Source organism: Paraburkholderia sp. FW306-02-B (assembly GCF_058782725.1).
This window is the reverse complement of sequence record NZ_JBYSXZ010000001.1, coordinates 444724-463987: the sequence shown is the minus strand read 5'-3', so window position 1 is coordinate 463987 and position 19264 is coordinate 444724. Positions and strand designations below refer to the sequence as shown.

General features: G+C 63.0%; 16 protein-coding genes and 1 pseudogene. 8 read left to right on the top strand and 9 right to left on the bottom strand.

Annotation, left to right across the window (positions count from 1 at the left end; translation table 11 throughout):
* Nucleotides 1–23: 23 nt before the first annotated feature.
* Nucleotides 24–722: a fumarylacetoacetate hydrolase family protein gene (locus AC3WOG_RS02060; protein ID WP_492576431.1), complete on the bottom strand. Its 699-nt coding sequence runs from the start codon at nucleotides 720–722 to the stop codon at nucleotides 24–26.
* Nucleotides 723–939: 217 nt separating this feature from the next.
* Here AC3WOG_RS02060 and ybiB point away from each other — a divergent pair, with 217 nt between their 5' ends.
* Together ybiB and AC3WOG_RS02050 are read left to right on the top strand one after the other, a co-directional pair.
* Nucleotides 940–1911, top strand: a complete 972-nt coding sequence (ybiB, locus tag AC3WOG_RS02055; RefSeq protein WP_492576430.1) for a DNA-binding protein YbiB — start codon at nucleotides 940–942, stop codon at nucleotides 1909–1911.
* A 513-nt stretch (nucleotides 1912–2424) separates the two neighbouring features.
* Nucleotides 2425–3408, top strand: a pseudogene (locus AC3WOG_RS02050) (2-isopropylmalate synthase); the annotation flags it as partial.
* A gap of 216 nt (nucleotides 3409–3624) precedes the next feature.
* Here the strand turns inward: AC3WOG_RS02050 and AC3WOG_RS02045 are convergent.
* Nucleotides 3625–4008: a nuclear transport factor 2 family protein gene (locus AC3WOG_RS02045; RefSeq protein ID WP_341313317.1), complete on the bottom strand. Its 384-nt coding sequence runs from the start codon at nucleotides 4006–4008 to the stop codon at nucleotides 3625–3627.
* A gap of 43 nt (nucleotides 4009–4051) precedes the next feature.
* Complete coding sequence (locus tag AC3WOG_RS02040; RefSeq protein WP_492576429.1) at nucleotides 4052–4615, bottom strand: acyloxyacyl hydrolase; 564 nt, start codon at nucleotides 4613–4615, stop codon at nucleotides 4052–4054.
* A gap of 363 nt (nucleotides 4616–4978) precedes the next feature.
* On the opposite strand from AC3WOG_RS02040, the gene rpoH reads away from it, so the two are divergent.
* From rpoH to cydX, 5 genes are all read left to right on the top strand, one after another.
* Entirely contained in the window at nucleotides 4979–5914 is a 936-nt protein-coding gene (gene rpoH, locus AC3WOG_RS02035; protein ID WP_341313319.1) for an RNA polymerase sigma factor RpoH, read from the top strand.
* A gap of 348 nt (nucleotides 5915–6262) precedes the next feature.
* Entirely contained in the window at nucleotides 6263–6523 is a 261-nt protein-coding gene (cydP, locus tag AC3WOG_RS02030; protein ID WP_492576428.1) for a cytochrome oxidase putative small subunit CydP, read from the top strand.
* Nucleotides 6513–8105: a cytochrome ubiquinol oxidase subunit I gene (locus AC3WOG_RS02025; protein ID WP_492576427.1), complete on the top strand. Its 1593-nt coding sequence runs from the start codon at nucleotides 6513–6515 to the stop codon at nucleotides 8103–8105. The genes cydP and AC3WOG_RS02025 overlap by 11 nt, the downstream gene beginning before the upstream one ends.
* A 37-nt stretch (nucleotides 8106–8142) precedes the next feature.
* On the top strand, nucleotides 8143–9279 hold the full coding sequence (cydB, locus tag AC3WOG_RS02020) for a cytochrome d ubiquinol oxidase subunit II (RefSeq protein ID WP_492576426.1): 1137 nt from the start codon (nucleotides 8143–8145) through the stop codon (nucleotides 9277–9279).
* Nucleotides 9280–9307: 28 nt separating this feature from the next.
* Nucleotides 9308–9424, top strand: a complete 117-nt coding sequence (gene cydX, locus AC3WOG_RS02015; protein ID WP_492576425.1) for a cytochrome bd-I oxidase subunit CydX — start codon at nucleotides 9308–9310, stop codon at nucleotides 9422–9424.
* 118 nt (nucleotides 9425–9542) lie between these two features.
* On the opposite strand, the gene nagE is transcribed toward cydX, so the two are convergent.
* From nagE to AC3WOG_RS01990, 5 genes are all read right to left on the bottom strand, one after another.
* The gene (gene nagE / locus AC3WOG_RS02010) at nucleotides 9543–11303 is read right to left on the bottom strand and encodes an N-acetylglucosamine-specific PTS transporter subunit IIBC (RefSeq protein ID WP_492576424.1); all 1761 of its coding nucleotides are present in this window, start codon (nucleotides 11301–11303) and stop codon (nucleotides 9543–9545) included.
* Between the two features lie 93 nt (nucleotides 11304–11396).
* A complete protein-coding gene (gene ptsP / locus AC3WOG_RS02005; protein WP_492576423.1) occupies nucleotides 11397–13961 on the bottom strand; it encodes a phosphoenolpyruvate--protein phosphotransferase in 2565 nt (854 codons plus the stop codon).
* A gap of 39 nt (nucleotides 13962–14000) precedes the next feature.
* Nucleotides 14001–15008, bottom strand: coding sequence for an SIS domain-containing protein (locus AC3WOG_RS02000; RefSeq protein WP_492579688.1), 1008 nt, complete (start codon nucleotides 15006–15008; stop codon nucleotides 14001–14003).
* Nucleotides 15001–16104: an N-acetylglucosamine-6-phosphate deacetylase gene (nagA, locus tag AC3WOG_RS01995; RefSeq protein ID WP_492576422.1), complete on the bottom strand. Its 1104-nt coding sequence runs from the start codon at nucleotides 16102–16104 to the stop codon at nucleotides 15001–15003. Before nagA ends, AC3WOG_RS02000 begins: the two co-directional genes overlap by 8 nt.
* Before the next feature lie 97 nt (nucleotides 16105–16201).
* Nucleotides 16202–16936, bottom strand: coding sequence for a GntR family transcriptional regulator (locus AC3WOG_RS01990; protein WP_410837049.1), 735 nt, complete (start codon nucleotides 16934–16936; stop codon nucleotides 16202–16204).
* Nucleotides 16937–17311: 375 nt separating this feature from the next.
* Here AC3WOG_RS01990 and AC3WOG_RS01985 point away from each other — a divergent pair, with 375 nt between their 5' ends.
* Complete coding sequence (locus AC3WOG_RS01985) at nucleotides 17312–18238, top strand: bifunctional helix-turn-helix transcriptional regulator/GNAT family N-acetyltransferase (protein WP_492576421.1); 927 nt, start codon at nucleotides 17312–17314, stop codon at nucleotides 18236–18238.
* Between the two features lie 111 nt (nucleotides 18239–18349).
* Here AC3WOG_RS01985 and AC3WOG_RS01980 read toward each other — a convergent pair whose 3' ends face one another.
* Entirely contained in the window at nucleotides 18350–19162 is an 813-nt protein-coding gene (locus tag AC3WOG_RS01980) for a MetQ/NlpA family ABC transporter substrate-binding protein (protein ID WP_492576420.1), read from the bottom strand.
* Nucleotides 19163–19264 lie beyond the last annotated feature (102 nt).

The following is a 19264-nucleotide window of genomic DNA, read 5'->3' as shown; positions in this document are numbered from 1 at the left end:
TTATGTGTCTCCTCCGCCCGTATTCAGACCACGCGTACGCTGAACTCGCCAATTCCGTCCACGCCACCCTTCATCAGGTCGCCCTGCACCACCGCGCCGACGCCTTCCGGCGTGCCGGTGAAAATCAGATCGCCCGGTTGCAGTTCAAACAGCGTCGACAGGTATGCGATCGTCTCGCCCACCGACCAGATCAACTGCGATACGTCCGAGCTTTGTTTTTCCTCGCCGTTCACCGACAACCAGATCGCGCCCTTGTCGACATGCCCGACTGCTGCCACCGGATGAATCGGACCGATCGGCGCCGAATGATCGAAACCCTTCGCGGTATCCCACGGACGACCCAGCTTCTTCGCCTCGGCCTGCAAATCGCGGCGCGTCATGTCGAGCCCCAGCGCATAGCCATAGACGTGGTCGAGCGCGCTCTCGGCGGGAATGTTCTTGCCGCCCTTGCCGATCGCCGCCACCAGTTCCATCTCGAAGTGCACGTTCTTCGATTGCGACGGATAGGGGAATTCGCCGGTCGCGCCGGGCGCCACGTACAGCACGGCATCGGCCGGCTTGGCGAAGAAGAACGGCGGTTCACGGTCGGGGTCATGTCCCATCTCACGCGCGTGCGCCTCGTAGTTGCGGCCCACACAGTAGATGCGACGTACCGCGAACTGCTCGCTGGACCCCACGACCGGCACCGCGACCACCGGTGCGGGTGCAAATACGTAACTCATCCCGTTCTCCGTTTTTTGAATTGTGCCGCCTGCGCGACGATAAAATGTTGAGTGTAACGCGCTGGCAAGCACGACGCGCATTGAGACGCACGGCCAGCAGCGCCGGCGCATCGTCTCGCGAGATCGCCATAGATGCGATACTCACACTGAATAGTGTCCTTTGAATACGGTGGCCGACCGCTCTGAAGCGGCACACCGCCACGTCCCATTGCGCCCGATGACCGACTCCGCCGATACCGCCATCCCCTTCCCCTGCGCCCGCTTCATCAAGGAAATCGGCCGCGGCCCGAACGGCGCCCGCGCACTGAGCGCCGAGGATACCCGCGCGCTCTATGGCGCAATGCTCGACGGCCGCGTGTCCGACCTCGAACTCGGCGCGGTGCTGCTCGCCTATCGCGTGAAGGGCGAAACAGCCGACGAACTCGCCGCGATGCTGGCCGGTGCGCACGCATCGTTTGAACCGATTCATTTGCCGCACGGCGCGTTCCGGCCCGTTTCGATCCCGACTTACAACGGCGCGCGCAAACAGCCCAATCTCGTGCCGCTGCTGGCGTTGCTGCTGGCGCGCGAGGGCGTGCCGGTGCTGGTGCACGGCGTCACCGAAGATCCGGGCCGCGTGACGAGCGCTGAAATCTTCACGCATCTGCAAATTCCGCACGCGCAAAACCACGCCGATATCGAAGATGGTCTCGCGGAACGGCGTCTCGCATTCGCGCCGATCGGCGTGCTCGCCCCCAGGCTCGCGCGACTCCTCGCTTTGCGTCGCCGTATGGGTGTGCGCAATTCGACGCATACGCTCGTAAAGATCTTGCAGCCGTTCGCGCCCGCCGGCCTGCGGCTCGTGAACTACACGCATCCGCCGTATCGGGACAGTCTTACGCAACTGTTCAGCGCGTATCCGGACGCCGCGGCAGGCGGCGCCCTGCTTGCGCGCGGCACCGAGGGCGAAGCGGTAGCCGACACGCGGCGTCAGGTGCAGGTCGACTGGCTGCACGATGGCATCTGCGAAACGCGCGTGCCGCACGAGCGTTCGTCGCCCGATGCGCCTGACGTCGAGTTGCCCGATGCACGCGACGCGCCGACCACGGCCGCGTGGATCGACGCCGTGCTGCGTGGCGAAGCGCCGGTGCCGAGCGCGATTTCGCGGCAAGTCGAACTGATCGTGGACGTCGCGAAAACGCCCGTGTGACGGGCGTTGCGCAATCACGACGTATTCTTTACAGCGGCGCTCGCTGCGCAAAACGTAAAGACCGCCGGTTGACACGGCGCTGCCCGCTGTCATACATTCAACGCATGCGTTCCCTTCCGAACACCCTCCGAATTACCTCCGGCCGCCTGGCGCGGCCCCTATCGCTACGTCTAGCGTAAGTCAGGCGTAGCGCCGCGCGTTGGCAGCTCAGGTTGCTCAAAGCGCGGTCTTCAAGGCAGTTCCTCGCAGTTACCGTTTCACCCCCGACCGTAGTTCTTCACAACCTGTAGTCGTTTGCATTCGTCCGTTTACCGCTCGGACGAATCGCGAGGGTCAAATGCACGTTGCATGGGCATCATCCACGTCCGTTTTCGTCGTCGCCATGAGGTTGTTCGTTGGCGCCCGTTCGTTGTTGCCGCTAGCAATCGGCTGGCGGACCGTGCACCTGTGGCAGCCCGCCAGCCGCTCGACGCCCCCCCCCTTTCGCATACGACAAATCGAACGAGGCTCATCATGTTGCGCAATCCCGCTGAAAAATACTGTCCCTTTCCCGCCGTGCGCCTGACCGGCCGAAAATGGCCCGGCCGCACGATCAACCAGGCGCCGATCTGGATGAGCACCGATCTGCGCGATGGCAATCAATCGCTGATCGAACCGATGAACGCCGCGCAGAAGCTCGAATTCTTCGACATGCTGGTGGCGATCGGCTTCAAGGAAATCGAAGTCGGCTTTCCGTCGGCCTCGCAAACCGACTTCGATTTCGTGCGCAAGCTGATCGACGAACAGATCATTCCCGACGATGTGACCATCGAAGTATTCGTGCCGGCGCGCGCCGAGTTGATCGCGCGGACTTTCGAATCGCTCGAAGGCGCACCACGCGCCATCGTGCATCTGTACAGCGCGATCTGTCCGTCGTTTCGCAAAATCGTCTTCAACCAGTCGAAGGACGAAATCAAGGCGCTCGCCGTCGAAGGCACGCGCGTCATCAAAGAGCACGCGCAGGCGCGGCCCGCCACGCGCTGGACGTTCCAGTATTCGCCGGAAACCTTCAACATGGCCGAGCTCGCCTTCGCGCGCGAAGTATGCGACGCGGTTGCGCAGACGTGGCGGCCCACGCGCGATCACAAGATGATCGTCAACCTGCCCGCGAGCGTCGAAGCCGCGACGCCGAACGTGTTCGCCGATCAGATCGAATGGATGGACCGCAACCTCGGCTACCGCGACAGCATCGTGCTGTCGGTGCATCCGCATAACGATCGGGGCACCGCGGTGGCCGCAGCGGAACTCGCACTGCTGGCGGGTGCGGACCGCATCGAAGGGTGTTTGTTCGGCAACGGCGAGCGCACCGGCAACGTAGATCTTGTGACGCTCGCAAAGAACCTCTATACGCAAGGCATCGACCCGGGCCTCGATTTCTCCGATATCGATGCAGTGCGGCGCATGGTCGAGCGCTGCAACCAGATTCCGGTGCATCCACGCCATCCGTATGCCGGCGATCAGTCAGGAAAAGCTGTCATGACGGGAGGCACGCCGGCCGTGCCCGATGCGGTGGACCAGGAGCAGGTGTTATCGACGGAAGTGGGCCACCGCGTGGCGGCCTGACACGGCCTCGCGTTGCGCCAGGCGCGGCACACCCCGCCCGCGCCTCGCTGCCGGCAGTTCACAAAGCGCAACCGGCGAAACGCGGCGAGCTCACGAGGCTCGCCCAACGGCTCACTCGATCGCGCAACGCGTCGCCTGCCAGGCAATCAGGCGCCATTGCCCATCTTCCTGCGTATGAATCGCCGTGTACGCGATCGGAAACAGCAACGCCCCGTTATTCGCTTCCATCTCGATCAGCGCCCGCCCAGTGACGACGCAGGTCTCCCGCCCGACCGGCAGCACCTCTTGCGACTGCACCTCGATCTGCCGATAGCGGCGGCGCCCCGCTGTAATGCCGTCGATGAACTGCCGCTTCGTTTCGCGCTTGCCGTTCGTGTGGACATAGCTCACGTTCTCAGCGAGCAGCGTATCGAGCGACGGCCCGTCGCCGTCGACCATCGCGCGAAAGCGCTCGCGCTCGAGCCCGCGAATCGCTTCGATCATTTTTGCCGCCATTGCTCAGCCCCTCGCACCGATGAGCCGAACGTGGCCACGGTCGTCAGAAGTTATATTGCAAATATAGCTGGCTGAAATTTATACCAGGATTCGGCTCTTTGATACCGCCATTGGAAATATGCTGGAACCGGTAGCCCGCCTGATACTGCTGGCGACTGCCGAATTGCACGCCGACGCCCGCCATGTCGGCGAACTCGAAAGCCGTCCCGAGGCTGAACGACGTAGAAATTCTGGGACTCGACAGCAACCGGATGCCGGCACCCGCTTCAATATAAGGGCGGATCGAGCCAGAACCCTTGATGAAACGGATGATCGGCGTCACACCGATTTCGCCGATGTTGCTGTGTACGTCCCCTTCGTTCGTATGCCACCAGGCCACGTGAGCCTCGCCGATCAGCGAGAAGTGCCAGTCGCCGATCTGCCACCACGTCAGATTCGGATCCCAGACGAAGCCGAGATCGAGCTTTTTGACGTGGTAATCCCCCACGCCCGCGGCGACTTGCACCCCGAACTGGTCGGCTGCGGCCAATCCCGATATCCCAAGCAACGCAGCCGCAGAAGCGACTTTTAGAGCCAGACCACGCAAAGCCTTTTTCTTGTTCTTCATCGAACACCCAAAGCTATGGTCAAACGTTGATGATGTTTTACCGTCTTGCCTATTCTAAATACAAATCGGATCTGGCGCTTCGTATGAAGAAACCAAAATTTTTGCAATTAGTCGCTTCAGTTTTAGAAAATATCGGTCACTTATAAGTACGAAAGCGGTCTGTCAGCTAAATCATACGGCCTGCACACGGTTAGCGGCGGAAGCGTATCATGGCTATTGAATTCTAATTTTCAATAGCAAAGACGGAACCTGGATGACCCTACAGCCTCTAAGTATTAGCACTCGGGAAATCAGAGTGCTAACATCCAACGCTGGAGTCGATCCCTGACCACGCTTTTGTCTGATTCCAAAGGAGTTTCCTACGTGAGCCATGCAATGACCCTTCCGAATACTCTGAGCCCGTTGTCGGCTAAGGCCGCTTCGGCAGGTGCACTGGCGCTCTCGCATTCCTCGCTGCTGCCCGGTCAACTGGGCAATATCGACGCCTACATCCAGGCCGTAAATCGGATTCCGATGCTGACGCCGGCGGAAGAACGCCAGTTCGCCACCGAATTTCGAGAGCAGGACAATCTCGAGTCCGCGCGCCGTCTCGTCCTGTCGCATCTGCGGCTGGTCGTGTCGATCGCGCGCAACTATCTCGGTTATGGCCTGCCGCATGCCGACCTGATCCAGGAAGGCAATATCGGCCTGATGAAGGCCGTGAAGCGCTTCGACCCGGAGCAGAACGTGCGCCTCGTGTCGTACGCGATGCACTGGATCAAGGCCGAGATCCACGAATACATTCTGCGCAACTGGCGCATGGTGAAGGTCGCCACCACCAAAGCGCAGCGCAAGCTGTTCTTCAACCTGCGCAGCCACAAGCAGGGCTTGGGCGCATTCACGCCGGACGAGATCGAAGGTCTCGCCAAAGAACTGAACGTGAAGCGCGAAGAAGTCGCTGAGATGGAAACGCGGCTGTCCGGCGGCGATATCGCGCTGGAAGGTCAGGTCGAAGACGGCGAAGAGTCGTACGCGCCGATCGCCTATCTGGCCGACTCGCATAGCGAGCCGACCGCCGTGCTGGCTTCGCGTCAGCGCGACAAGCTGCAAAGCGACGGCATCGCCAGCGCGCTGGAATCGCTGGACGCCCGCAGCCGTCGCATCATCGAGGCACGCTGGCTGCATGTGGAAGACGACGGCTCGGGTGGCTCGACGCTGCACGAACTGGCTGACGAATTTGGCGTGTCGGCGGAACGTATTCGCCAGATCGAGGCGAGCGCAATGAAGAAGATGCGCAGTGCACTGGCCGAATATTCGTAACACATAAAGACGTTCAGAGCGCCGGCTTGCCCGGCGCGATGTTGGGTCGCAAAGCCCTGCCCTCGCAAGACGGCAGGGCTTTTTTTCTGCCCGCGCACCGGAGCGCTCGTCCACGTGCGAACTCGCGCGCAAACTCACAACGAACACGCCCGCCAAGCGTGCTTTTCTTGACGTATCACAAACCGCATAGCAATACTGCTTCAACGGGGCGATGCTCGCGACCCAATGCCGCAGCGCTAACTTACGCGCGCAAGGTCACTGCTCCTAGAATCGGGATGCACTCGCCAGATCGCAGAAGCGGCCTGGTTCCAGCCGGAATCACCGGCGTGAAGTCGCCTTCGACCGATCATGACCATAGCCCTCAATCGCAATAACAGCCCCCGCCCGAGCCTGCGCAAGCGGCTTGCCGGCTGGGTGCGCGGTCCGACGCTGGCGCGGGATATCGCTATCGTCCTCGCCATCAAATTCGCCTTGCTGATGGCGCTCAAATACACGTTCTTCAATCATCCGCAGGCGGAGCATATGTCGCTGCCGCCTGAGCAAGTCGCGCAGGCGCTGCTGTCGGTGCCTGCCTCGCATCCGTCCCAAGGTGATCAACATGCCCGTTAGCGAAGTCGTAGAACTGTCGCGCCTCCAGTTCGCCATCACGGCGCTCTATCACTTTCTGTTCGTGCCGCTCACGCTCGGCCTGTCCTGGTTGCTGGTGATCATGGAATCGGTCTATGTGATGACCGGCAAGCAGATCTACAAGGACATGACCCAGTTCTGGGGCAAGCTCTTCGGCATCAACTTTGCGATGGGCGTCACCACGGGCCTGACGCTCGAATTCCAGTTCGGCACCAACTGGTCGTACTACTCGCACTACGTCGGCGATATTTTCGGCGTGCCGCTGGCTGTCGAAGGCCTGATGGCGTTCTTCCTCGAGTCGACGTTCGTCGGGCTGTTCTTCTTCGGCTGGAAGCGGCTCGCGAAAGTGCAGCACGTGATCGTCACATTCCTCGTCGCACTCGGCTCGAACCTGTCCGCGCTGTGGATTCTGGTGGCCAACGGCTGGATGAACAATCCGGTCGGCGCCGAATTCAACTATCAGACGATGCGCATGGAACTCGACAGCATCTTCTCGGTGCTGTTCAACCCGGTCGCGCAGGTCAAGTTCGTGCACACCGTATCGGCCGGCTATGTGACGGCGTCGATGTTCGTGCTCGGCGTGTCGTCGTGGTATCTGCTCAAACGCCGCGACACCGAATTCGCCTTGCGCTCGTTCGCGATCGCCGCGGGTTTTGGCCTCGCGTCGACGCTGTGCGTGATCGTGCTCGGCGACGAATCCGGCTACCGTACCGGTGAAGTTCAGCAAGTGAAACTGGCCGCGATCGAATCCGAATGGGAGACGGCGCCCGCCCCCGCGCCGTTCACGATCTTCGGCATTCCGAATCAGAAGGAAGAGCGCACCGACTACGCCATCCGGATTCCGTATGCACTCGGCCTCATCGCAACACGCTCGATCGACGAACCGGTGGTCGGCCTGAAAGAGCTGATGGCGCAGAACGAAGTGCGCATCAAGAACGGCATGCTGGCCTACACCGCGCTGCAAAAACTGAAGCAAGGCGACGCAACCGACGAAGCCAAAGCCGCCTTCGACGCGCACAAGAAAGACCTCGGCTACGGACTGATGCTCAAGCAGTTCACCGCGAACGTCAGCGATGCAACGCCGGATCAGATTGTCCAGGCCGCCAGGAAGACGATCCCGCCGGTGGCGCCCGTGTTCTTCTCGTTCCGCCTGATGGTCGGCCTCGGCATTCTGTTCCTCGCGACCTTCGTGCTGGCGTTCTGGTTCTGCGCGCAGCGCTCGCTGCTGCTGGACAAGCGCCGCTGGTTCCTGCGCTGGGCCGTATGGGCGATTCCGTTGCCGTGGCTCGCCGCTGAATTCGGCTGGATCGTCGCGGAAGTGGGCCGTCAACCGTGGACCATCGCCGGGATTCTGCCGACTGCGTTGTCCGCGTCGAGCCTGACGCCGACCGATCTGTATCTGAGTATCGCCGGCTTCGTGGTGTTCTACACAGTGCTGTTCATCATCGAAATCATGCTGATGTTCAAGTACGCGCGGCTCGGGCCTTCGTCGCTGCATACCGGGCGCTATCACCACGAACAACAGCCGCTGAATCAGCCGCTGCCGACCAACACGGCTGCATGATTCGCCGCCACGCCGTTTTAAGGGAAAAATCATCATCATGGATTACGCAACCCTCAAACTGATCTGGTGGGTGCTGATCGGCGTACTGCTGATCGGCTTCGCGCTCACCGATGGCTTCGACATGGGCGCGGCGATTCTGCTGCCGTTCATCGGCAAGACCGACGCCGAGCGGCGCATTGTCGTGAACACGGTCGGCGCGACGTGGGAAGGCAATCAGGTGTGGTTCATCACGGCGGGCGGCGCGATGTTCGCCGCGTGGCCACTGGTGTATGCGGCGTCGTTCTCCGGCTTTTACTTCGCGATGCTGCTGGTGCTTTTCTCGCTGTTCTTCCGGCCGGTCGGTTTCGACTACCGCAGCAAACGCGAAGACCCGCGCTGGCGCAGCGCATGGGACTGGGCGTTGTTCGTCGGCGGCTTCGTGCCGGCGCTGGTGTTCGGCGTCGCGTTCGGCAACCTGCTGCAAGGCGTGCCGTTCTCGTTCGACACCGATCTGCGCGTCACGTATCACGGCAGTTTCTTCGCGCTGCTCAACCCGTTTGCGGTGTTGTGCGGGCTCGTCAGCGTGTCGATGCTGGCCGCGCACGGCGCAGCGTTCGTGAAGATGAAGGCGGACGGCATTGTCGCGCAGCGCGCGTCGGTGGCGCTGCGGATTGCCTCACTCGTCTGCGTGGTGTTGTTCCTGATTGCCGGCGCACTGATCGCGACGATGATCGGCGGCTATCAGATCGTCGACGCGGCGCCGTTCGATACGGTCGCCAATCCGCTGCTGAAAAACGTGCTCGGCGCACCGGGTTTGTGGCTCACCAACTACGCGACCTATCCGTGGATGGCGATCGCGCCGGTGGCGGGTGTGGTCGGCGGCGCGCTGGCCTTGCTGCTGGCGCGCTCGCGCTTCGAAAAGAGTGCGTTCCTGTCGACCTCGCTGATGATTATCGGCGTGATTCTGACGGCCGGCTTCTCGATGTTCCCGTTCATCATGCCCTCCTCGCTCGACGGCCGCAGCAGTCTGACGGTATGGGATTCGACCTCGAGCCGAATGACGCTGCAGATCATGCTGATCGCCGTGGTCGTCTTCCTGCCGCTCATCCTGATCTATACGAGCTGGGTGTATCGCGTAATGCGCGGCAAGGTGACCGCTGCGGCGCTCGAAGAGAATAAACATTCGATGTACTGAACAGGAATACGATTAACAGGAGTTTGTGATGTGGTATTTCAGCTGGATTCTCGGTATTGGTGTGGCGCTCGCGTTCGGCGTCGTCAACGTGATGTGGCTCGAATCGCGCCGGCCTTCGGAAACGGGAAAACACAAGACGCACTGATATCCTGGCAATACGGGCATCGGTAAACGCAAAAGCGGCGCCTTGATTCAAGGTGCCGCTTTTTTTATTGCAGCGTTACCGGAAGGGAAGCGCCACAGGCCGCTCCCTTAGCACGGCATCACGCCGGCAAAGGCGTCGCACCGCCCACTGCCGGCAGACGCGTCGCCAACTGTTCGGCATAACGCGATGCAGCGTCGCCGACTACGATGTGGAACGTGTCGGCCGAGACCCATGCGGTATCGAGCGCAGCCAGGCGCTGACGATCGACCGCCGACGGATCGCGCACCACGACACGCAGACGCGTCGCCGCCACGGCGTCCAGCGACACCACGTTGCCCGCAGCGCCGAACACAGCGAGCCAACGCAACGGATCGGGGTCGAGCGGACCGCCTTGAGCGCCCGTTGCCGCCACAGGCGCGGCAGAGGCAACAGCGGCAGCCGGCTTCACGGCATCACCGCCACCTTGCGCGATCACCGTACGAATCTCATCGGCGATGATGTCCGCGTCCGGTCCGATGATCACCTGCACGTTGGTCGAGCCGCGCTTGAGCACACCACGCGCGCCGATCGTCTTCAGGTCGCTTTCCGAGACCTTGTTGGAATCGACCACAGACAGACGTAGACGCGTCGTGCAGGCATCCACCAGCGACAGGTTCGATGCGCCGCCCAGCGCAGCGATATAACGCTGTGCGCGCGGCACGGCCGCGCCGGCAGCCGGCGAGACGTAACCGCCGGTCGTGAACGATTCGACCTGTTCATCGGCGGCTGCGGGTTCGCGGCCCGGCGTCGCCATATTGAACTTGCGGATGAAGAAGCGGAACAGACCGTAGTACGCCACCGCATACGCGAGACCAATCGGAATCGCCCACCAGCCCTTGGTCGACAGGCCGTAGTTCAGTACGTAGTCGATCGCGCCTGCGGAGAACGTGAAGCCGAGGTGAATCCCGAGCGCCGAACAGATCGCGAGCGACAGACCGGTCAGCAATGCGTGAATCACGTACAGCACCGGCGCGAGGAACATGAAGCTGAATTCGATCGGCTCGGTCACGCCCGTCAGGAGCGACGTGAGCGCCATCGAGAACAGCAGGCCGCCGACGATCGCACGGCGTTCCTTCGGCGCTTCATGGAACATCGCCAGGCATGCAGCCGGCAGGCCGAACATCATGACTGGGAAGAAGCCCGTCATGAACGTGCCCGCGGTCGGGTCGCCGGCGAAGAAACGATGCAGGTCGCCCGTCACAGCCGCGCCGCCCGGCGGCGTGAAGGTGCCGAACACGAACCATGTCAGCGAGTTCAGGATGTGATGCAGCCCCGTCACGAGCAGCAAGCGGTTCAGCACGCCGAACACGAATGCACCGATCGCGCCCGCGGTCGTCAGCCAGTGTCCGGCGAGGTCGATGGCGGCCTGTACAGGCTGCCAGACATAGCCGAGCACGATGCCTATCGCCAGACACGCGACGCCCGTGACAATCGGCACGAAGCGTTTCCCTCCGAAGAATGCGAGGTAGTCGGGCAGCTTGATGTCCTTGTACCTGTTGTACAGCAAGCCCGCGACGATACCTGCCACGATCCCGGACAACACGCCCATGTTGAGCTTGTCGTTGATGTCCTTCATCACCGCGATTTCGATCAGGTAACCGATCGCGCCCGCGAGCGCCGCCACGCCGTTGTTGTCTTTCGCGAAACCGACCGCCACGCCGATCGCGAACAGGAGCGGCAGGTTGTCGAAAATCGCGCCGCCGGCGTCGGCGATCATCTTGATGTTGAACACATCGGGTTGGCCCAGTCGCAGGAGCAGGCCGGCAACCGGCAGCACCGCGATCGGCAGCATCAGCGCGCGTCCCAGGCGCTGAATCTTCAGAAACGGATTCCCATCCATTGATACCTCCAATCCTTTGTCTCGTCGTCGATCGTCGTCGAGTTCTAGCTTTACGTGGTTATTGGGCGAAGTTGGCTGCGGACCGTGTGGGGTTCAGTCCAGAAGCCAGGTTTCGCGGCTCACTGCTCTTACCGCCTGTGCCGACTCGAGCGCCAGCGCATCCTGCGCGCGTTGACGGCACAGCTGATAATCGAGATTGCGCACCCGCGCCTTGATGCCCGGCACCGACACCGGATCCACCGAGAGTTCGGTCACGCCGAGGCCGACCAGCAGCGGCATCGCAAGCGGATCGCCCGCCAGTGCGCCGCAGACGCCGACCCATTTGCCATGCTTGCCGGCGCCCTGCACGGTCGCCGCGATCAGCCGCAGCACCGCCGGATGCAAGCCGTCGGCTTGCGCGGCGAGATCGGCCTGGCAGCGGTCCATGGCGAGCGTGTATTGCGTCAGATCGTTGGTGCCGATCGACAGGAAGTCCGCGTGTTGCGACAGTTGATCGGCGAGCAAGGCCGCCGACGGCACTTCGATCATCACGCCGACTTCGATCGGCTCGGTACGGCCCAATTCGCGTGCGAGTTCGTCGATACGTTTGCGGATGCGGATCAGTTCGCCGACATCGGTCACCATCGGCAGCAGGATGCGCACGGCGCCGAGCGGTTGCACAGCGAGCAGGCCGCGCAGTTGATCGTCGAGCAGGTCCGGTCGCACTTGCGCGAGGCGGATGCCGCGCAGCCCAAGCGCCGGATTCGGTTCAGGCGGCAGCGTCAGGTAATCGACTTCCTTGTCGGCGCCGACGTCGAGCGTGCGAATGATCGCGGTGCGGCCGCTCAATGCGTCGACGATTGCCTGGTAGCTCTGACGATGTTCGTCGGTAGTCGGCGCCTGCGCGCGGTGAATGAACAGCAGTTCGGTACGCAGCAAGCCGACGGAATCGGCGCCGTTGTCGACGGCGGTTTTCGCGTCGTCGAGCGTGGCGATGTTGGCGGCGACTTCGATCGCGCGGCCATCGGATGTGACGGCGGCTTGTTGCGAAGTGCGGCGGTTCGCTTCGCGCACGCCGGCGAGGCGGCTACGCTCCAGACGCGCACGTTCGACGTCGAGTTCGGTCGGTGCGAATTCAAGGCGGCCGTTGGTGGCGTTCACCACCACTTGCGTGCCCTCGGGGATCGCGTGCAACGCATCGCCGACTGCCACCAGCGCAGGAATGCCCGCTTGACGCGCGAGAATCGCCGCATGCGAAGTCGCGCCGCCACGCGCCATCACCAGCGCGGTCACGCGCGAGCGATCCAGCGACGACAGATCCGACGGCGTAAATTCCCCGGCTGCCAGCACGGCTTCTTCGGGCAACGTGCGCGCCGCCGCGTTTGAATAACCCAACGCGCGCAGCACGCGCTTTTCGATGTCGCGCAGATCGGCGGCACGTTCGGCGAGCAACGCGTCTTCGATCTTCGTCAGGATGACGATCTGTGCGCGGATCGCTTCGCGCCATGCAAAGCCGGCGCTCTTGCCGAGGCTGATCAGATCGCGCGCGGCGTCGAGCAAGGTGGGGTCTTCGAGCAACACGCGATGCACCGCGAAAATGCCCGCCTCGCCGACCGCGCCGCGTTGCGACGCGTCGCGCACGGTCGTGCCGAGATCCGCATCGACAGTGGCGATGGCCTTGTCGAGCAGACGGCTCTCAGCCGCAGACGTGCTGTTCGCCTTCTCCGGCGGATCGATATCCGCGTCGTCCCAACGCACCAGCTTGCCCACCGCGACGCCCGGCGCCGCGCACACGCCGGCGAGCGTATTCGGCGCCAGCGGTTCGCCCACTGCGCGCGCGACCGGTTGCGGCGCCGGCGAGCTCTGGCGCGCCGGTTTTTCTTCGACTTCGCCGTGCGCTTCGCGCGTCAATTCGTCGGCAATCGCTTCGACTGCGGCTGCCGCTTGCGTGCCTACGCCGAGCAACTCGACGGTCGCGCCCTCACCCGCACCCAGACCGAGCAAACCGACCACGCTCTCGATCGCCGCTTTGCGCCCTTCGTAACGCACTTCGACACGCGCATCGAAACCACGCGCCGCTTCACGAGCACGCGCAGCCGGCCGCGCATGCAAACCGCCCGCATGGACCAGCGTGACTTGCTGACGCGCTTCTTCTGTCACGTTGGTGGCGCTCGCCTGCCGCGCTGCCTCGGCCGCCGTGCCGCTGCGTGCGCGCAGTACCAGCAACGGCGTTTCGCCCGCCTTCAGCATGCCGCCTTCGACGCGCTCGACGATCTCGAACACATCCGAATTGGCAATCGCGATCACCGACACGAGACTCGGCGCATTCAACGCAACCTGGTCCTGATCGAACTCGATCAACACGTCGCCGGTGCGCACGTGCGCGCCTTGCGCGACCATCGGTGCAAAACCCTTGCCGTTCAGCTCGACCGTATCGATACCGATGTGCAGCAAAATTTCCGCGCCCTCAGCAGTGGCCAGCGTCACAGCGTGACCGGTGCGCGCGAGATGGGTGATGGTGCCGTCGCATGGCGCGACGAGCCGGCCCTCGAGCGGATCGACGCCGATGCCGTCGCCGAACATACCGCCCGAGAACACAGGGTCGGGTACGTTCGCCAGCGGCACGACAGGACCGGTCATCGGCGCAAGCAAAACAATATGGCCTTCAGAATGGCTCATCAAGCGGGACTCCTCGACACGTCGCATCTGATTTCTCGATCAGTGAGTTTCGGTGACTTTGTTGAGATGGCGTGGCGCATCGGGATTGCGCCCGCGCGCGGCGGCTAGACCCGCGGCCATCACATAAAAGGACAGGATCGCGGCGATCGGATCGAGCGCCGCATGAGCGGTGGTGGCAAGCGGCAAGCTTGCTTCGGGCACGTCGTCCGGTGCGGCGAGCAGCACGCGGGCGCCGCGCGCCCGCATGTCGCGCGCGAGTTGCAGCAAGCCGGCCTGTTCCGGTCCGCGCGGTGCGAATACCAGCAGCGGATAGTCGCGGTCGATCAGTTCCATCGGACCATGACGCACTTCCGCGCTCGAAAACGCTTCCGCCTGGATGCCGGAGGTTTCCTTCAATTTCAGCGCGGCTTCCTGTGCAATCGCGAGGCCCAGACCACGGCCGATCACGATCATGCGTTCGATGCCGCGCAATTCGTCGATCGCTTCCGACCAGTCGAGCTTGCCCGCCGTCCGCAACGCATCGGGTAAGGTGCGCAGCGCGCCGAGCAATGCTTCGTCCTGCTGCCAGTGCGCGACCAGTTGTGCGGAAATCGACAGCATCGCGATATAGCTCTTGGTGGCCGCGACGCTCAGTTCAGGACCGGCGACGAGCGGCAGATGCCATTCGCACGCGTCGGCCAACGGCGAGCTGGGCGCATTCACCGCGGCGACGGTCAACGCGCCGGCATTGCGCAGCGCCTGCATCGTGCCGACCAGATCTGGGCTCTTGCCTGACTGCGAGAACGCCAGCGCGAGCTGATCGCGCACCTGCAACGGCGCCTGCTGCAAGGTCGCAACCGACATGGGCAGTGACGCCACCGGCACGCCGATGCGGCTCATCGTCAGGCTGGCGAAGTAACTCGCCGCATGGTCCGAGCTGCCCCGCGCGACCGTCAGCGCAACATGACGCGGCTGCTGGGCGAGCCTGGCCGCCAACGCCTCGACGCGCGAGGTATCCGTGAGTTGCGCGGCGACCGTTTCGGCGGACGCCAGCGCTTCGTTAAGCATATTCGACAATCGATTCTCCTTCGACGTAAGTCGCGGTCAACGCCAGTTCGCGGTCGAATACGACCACATCGGCCCACGCGCCACGCGCGATGCGACCGCGGTCTTCGATGCCGAGGTAGTCGGCGGCATAGCGCGACAAACGATTTGACACGTCGGCGATCGGCAGACCGATCGACACAAGATTGCGCAGCGCCTGATCCATCGTCAGGGTGCTGCCGGCGAGCGTGCCGTCGGCCAGACGTACGCCGCCGAGGCACTTCGTCACATGCTGGCTGCCGAGACGGTATTCGCCGTCCGGCATGCCGGTGGCCGAGGTGCTGTCCGTGACCACATACAAACGCGGAATCGCGCGCAGCGCAGCGCGGATCGCACCCGGATGGACGTGCAGCAAATCGGGAATGATTTCGGCGAACTCGGCGTGCGCGAGCGCTGCGCCGACGAGGCCGGGGTTACGGTGATGCAGCGGCGACATCGCGTTGAACAGATGGGTGAAGCCACAGGCGCCGTGCTTGAGCGCGGCGACGGCGTCGTCGTACGTGCCGAGCGAATGACCGAGTTGCACGCGCACGCCGCGCGCCGCCATCTCGGAGATGATCTCCATGTGGCCGGCGATTTCAGGCGCCAGCGTGACCACGCGAATCGGCGCGATCGACAGATACTTCAGCACTTCGTCCATCACCGCCGAAACCGCGGCGTCCGGTTGCGCACCGAGCTTGCCGGGATTGATGTACGGCCCTTCCAGATGCACGCCGAGCACGCGCGAACCGCCCGGCGTACGGATACGCGCCACGTCGCCGAGGCCCGCGACCACGCGCATCAACTCGTCGCGCGGCGCGGTCATCGTGGTGGCGAGCAGGCTGGTCGTGCCGTAACGCGCATGCGTGCGGGTAATGGTTTCGATCGCATCGCCGTCTTCCATCACGTCTGCGCCGCCACCGCCGTGCACGTGCAGATCGATGAAGCCGGGCAGGATGTACGGTGCGTCGTTCGTCGACGGATCGACGCGTTCGCCGGTCAGCGCCGTGATGCGGCCGTTTTCGTATTCGAGCGTGCCGTGAATCCACCCATCGGTGGTGAGTATGTTTCCGGTCAGCATGAGTCTCTCTGGTGAGGCGTGATACGGGGTGTGACTGAATCGCGGGGCCTCGCGCCGCGCCCTTGGCGCCTAGCCGCGCCCAAGCCGCATGGCCCGCTCAGGTGCGCAATTCAGCGACAAAATCGTAGTAGTCGTCGCGGCAATAGGTGTCGGTCAGTTCGATCGCGCGCTGGTCGGCGCTATAGCCGATACGGGTAATGACCAGCAGCGCCGAGCGCGGTTCGATGTCCATCAGCGAGGCGATCTCGCTCGACGCGTTGACTGCGCGAAAGTGTTGCAACGCGCGCACGACGGCGGCGCCGCGTTGTTCGAGATAGCTGTAAAGCGACACGCCGATCGCCAGCGGGTCGGGCACGATGGCCACCGGCAACGCGGAATGTTCAACCGCCATGACGATGCCGTCCGCGCGCCGCAGGCGCCGCAGACTCGCGACCGCCGCGCCGGGCGACAAACCGAGGTGCACCAGCTCGTCACGGTTGGCGGCGCGGATATCGCGCTCGAGCCACACCGAATCCGGCCGGAAACCGCGTTGCTGCATTTTCTTCGTGAAGCCGGTGAGCCGCGACAGGGGATCTTCGACACGCGGCGTAATGAAACTGCCCGCCCCGCGTGCGCGCCGGATCAGCCCTTGCTCGACCAGCAGTTCGATCGCCTTGCGCGCGGTGATGCGCGACACGCCGATCGCGTCCGACAGCGTGCGCTCCGACGGCAGCGCCTCGCCCGCCGACCACACGCCGCAGTGGATCGCCGTCGCAAGATTGCGCGCGAGCTGCAAATAGAGCGGCGTGACGTTGCGGGCGTCAGGCATCAGTGCGGACCAGCGAGTTTCCATGGGGCTCCGGCGGTCGTCTTGAGGAGTGCGGCCTACGAAAATGAGAGCCCATTATATAACCAACATAATACCAGTCAATCAACTGGTCCCATGTTGGTTCGCAGTACCGGAAAGCCTTGCTGGAGGGGCGTTAGACGGCGGTTTGGGGCCTTTGGGACGTGGGTTTCGGGGATCGGGATTTACCCGTATTCGAGATGCCGGAAGGCGCTGAAGCGGTCCGCACTGGTTCTCATCCCGAATGACGAAATCATCGGAAATCGATACCTTTCTGATACCAGTTTGACGCGCTCCCCTTGCCGGAGCGGCTTTTTTAATGGAAGACGTTCCCATATAGTTCTGGGTACCAAGCCAGAAAAAATCCCCGGGGAGCCGCATTTGACAGATTCCGAGGCGCTGCGGCGTGCTCAGGCCGTCCGCCATTTCAATCGCTTCTACACCCAGCACATTGGCGCGCTGCACGAGCGCTTGCAAAAGAGCGCCTTCTCGCTGACGGAAGTACGCGTACTGCACGAGCTATCTCGCGGACGCGCACAGACGGCCTCGGTGCTCGGACGCAATCTCGGACTCGACAGCGGTTATCTGAGCCGCCTTCTGACCAGCTTCGAGCGACGCAACCTGATTACGCGGCGGCCGTCCGACACGGACGCGCGTCAGTCGTTGATCGCCCTCACCGACGGCGGGCACGCCGCATACGCGCCACTCGATACGGCGGCAATCGAAGAGGTGTCGGTGGTGCTGAACGGCCTCACATGGCTCTCTCAGGAACAGTTGATCGCCGCGATGAAGCTGATCGAGCGGCTGCTCGGCCGCAGGCCGCAGCACGAACTCGTGACCCTGCGCCCGCCGCGCGCGGGCGAGTGCGGTTGGCTCGTGCACCGGCAGGCACAGTGGTTCGCCGCGGAATATGGCTGGGACCAATCGTTTGAAGGCTTGCTCGCGCGCGTCGTCGCCGATTACTCGCAACGTCGCGATCCGGTGCGCGAGAGGTGCTGGATTGCCGACCAGGACGGCATGGTGGTCGGTTCTGCGTGCATCGTCGGGGTCTCGACGACCGTAGCAGGCGTGCGGCTTCTGTGGGTCGAGCCGGACGTGCAGCGTCTGGGGATCGGCACGCAGCTGATGAGTGAATGCGTGCGGTTCGCCAGACACGCGGGTTACACCAAGCTCACGCTCACCACCGCCAGCACACTGAAGGAGCCGCGGCGGCTCTGCGAGCGCGCTGGTTTTCAGCTCGCCGGCACGAGCGCGGAGCGGCGTTTCGGCAAGGATCTGACGATCGAGCGATGGGAACTGGAGTTGTAGCCCCGGACTCGCCGGCGTATGCGACGTACGAGCGCGCGGAGATTCGGATGAAAAAAACGCCACGGTTTTCCGTGGCGTTTTTACCTGGCGGCGCAGGTTACGCGCAGTGGCTTAGAACGACGGCACCACCGAACCCTTGAACTGCGTCTTGATGAACTGACGCACGTCTTCCGACTGGTAAGCCGCGACCAGCTTCTTGACCCACGGCTTGTCCTTGTCCTGCGCGCGCACGGCGATCAGGTTCGCGTACGGGCTGCGGATATCTTCGAGCGCGATCGCGTCTTTGGTCGGTTGCAGACCGGCAGCCAAAGCGAAGTTCGTGTTGATCGCGGCAGCGTCGACGTCCGACAGCGAGCGCGGCAGTTGCGCGGCGTCGAGTTCGACCAGCTTGATCTTCTTCGGATTTTCAGCGACATCCAGCGCGGTAGCGTTATTGCCGTTCGTGCCTGCGCCAGCCTTCAGCTTGATCACGCCTTGCGCCTGCAACAGCAGCAGCGCGCGATTCTCATTCGACGGATCGTTCGGCACCGCGACCTTCGCGCCTTGTGGCAGGTCCTTCAGCGACTTCAGCTTCTTCGAGTAGATACCGAGCGGCGAGATGTACGTGAGACCGGCATTGACGATCTTGTAGCCACGTTGCTTGACCTGACTGTCAAGGTACGGCTGATGCTGGAAGCTGTTGGCGTCGAGGTCGCCCGCGTCGAGCGCGGCGTTCGGCTGCACGTAATCGTTGAATTCGACGACCTTCACGTTCAGGCCTTCGCGCTTCGCCACTTTGGTGACGACTTCCCAGATTTGCGCATCCGGACCGCCGATGGTACCGACCTTGACGACCTTATCGTCGGCGTGCGCGCCGAAGCTGGTGACGATCGCCGCGCTGGCGACCACTGCCGAGAGGGCTTTAAGGATGTTTCTGCGCTGCATGTGATTCTCGCTTTCTCTGATCGATGTCAGATTCGGGTGGAAGCCGGCGGCAGGTGTCCTGATTTCGCTGCGCCGCCAACTGGACCGCAAATGGTCTCATAC

Excerpts from the sequence above, each read along its gene's own strand:
- AC3WOG_RS02000 (WP_492579688.1), bottom strand. The coding sequence starts at position 15,008 with ATGCTTAACGAAGCGCTGGCGTCCGCCGAAACGGTCGCCGCGCAACTC.
- AC3WOG_RS02060 (WP_492576431.1), bottom strand. The coding sequence starts at position 722 with ATGAGTTACGTATTTGCACCCGCACCGGTGGTCGCGGTGCCGGTCGTG.
- nagA (WP_492576422.1), bottom strand. The coding sequence starts at position 16,104 with ATGCTGACCGGAAACATACTCACCACCGATGGGTGGATTCACGGCACG.
- ybiB (WP_492576430.1), top strand. The coding sequence starts at position 940 with ATGACCGACTCCGCCGATACCGCCATCCCCTTCCCCTGCGCCCGCTTC.
- cydB (WP_492576426.1), top strand. The coding sequence starts at position 8,143 with ATGGATTACGCAACCCTCAAACTGATCTGGTGGGTGCTGATCGGCGTA.
- AC3WOG_RS02040 (WP_492576429.1), bottom strand. The coding sequence starts at position 4,615 with ATGAAGAACAAGAAAAAGGCTTTGCGTGGTCTGGCTCTAAAAGTCGCT.
- AC3WOG_RS01990 (WP_410837049.1), bottom strand. The coding sequence starts at position 16,936 with ATGGAAACTCGCTGGTCCGCACTGATGCCTGACGCCCGCAACGTCACG.
- AC3WOG_RS02025 (WP_492576427.1), top strand. The coding sequence starts at position 6,513 with ATGCCCGTTAGCGAAGTCGTAGAACTGTCGCGCCTCCAGTTCGCCATC.
- cydX (WP_492576425.1), top strand. The coding sequence starts at position 9,308 with ATGTGGTATTTCAGCTGGATTCTCGGTATTGGTGTGGCGCTCGCGTTC.
- cydP (WP_492576428.1), top strand. The coding sequence starts at position 6,263 with ATGACCATAGCCCTCAATCGCAATAACAGCCCCCGCCCGAGCCTGCGC.
- nagE (WP_492576424.1), bottom strand. The coding sequence starts at position 11,303 with ATGGATGGGAATCCGTTTCTGAAGATTCAGCGCCTGGGACGCGCGCTG.
- AC3WOG_RS01980 (WP_492576420.1), bottom strand. The coding sequence starts at position 19,162 with ATGCAGCGCAGAAACATCCTTAAAGCCCTCTCGGCAGTGGTCGCCAGC.
- ptsP (WP_492576423.1), bottom strand. The coding sequence starts at position 13,961 with ATGAGCCATTCTGAAGGCCATATTGTTTTGCTTGCGCCGATGACCGGT.
- AC3WOG_RS02045 (WP_341313317.1), bottom strand. The coding sequence starts at position 4,008 with ATGGCGGCAAAAATGATCGAAGCGATTCGCGGGCTCGAGCGCGAGCGC.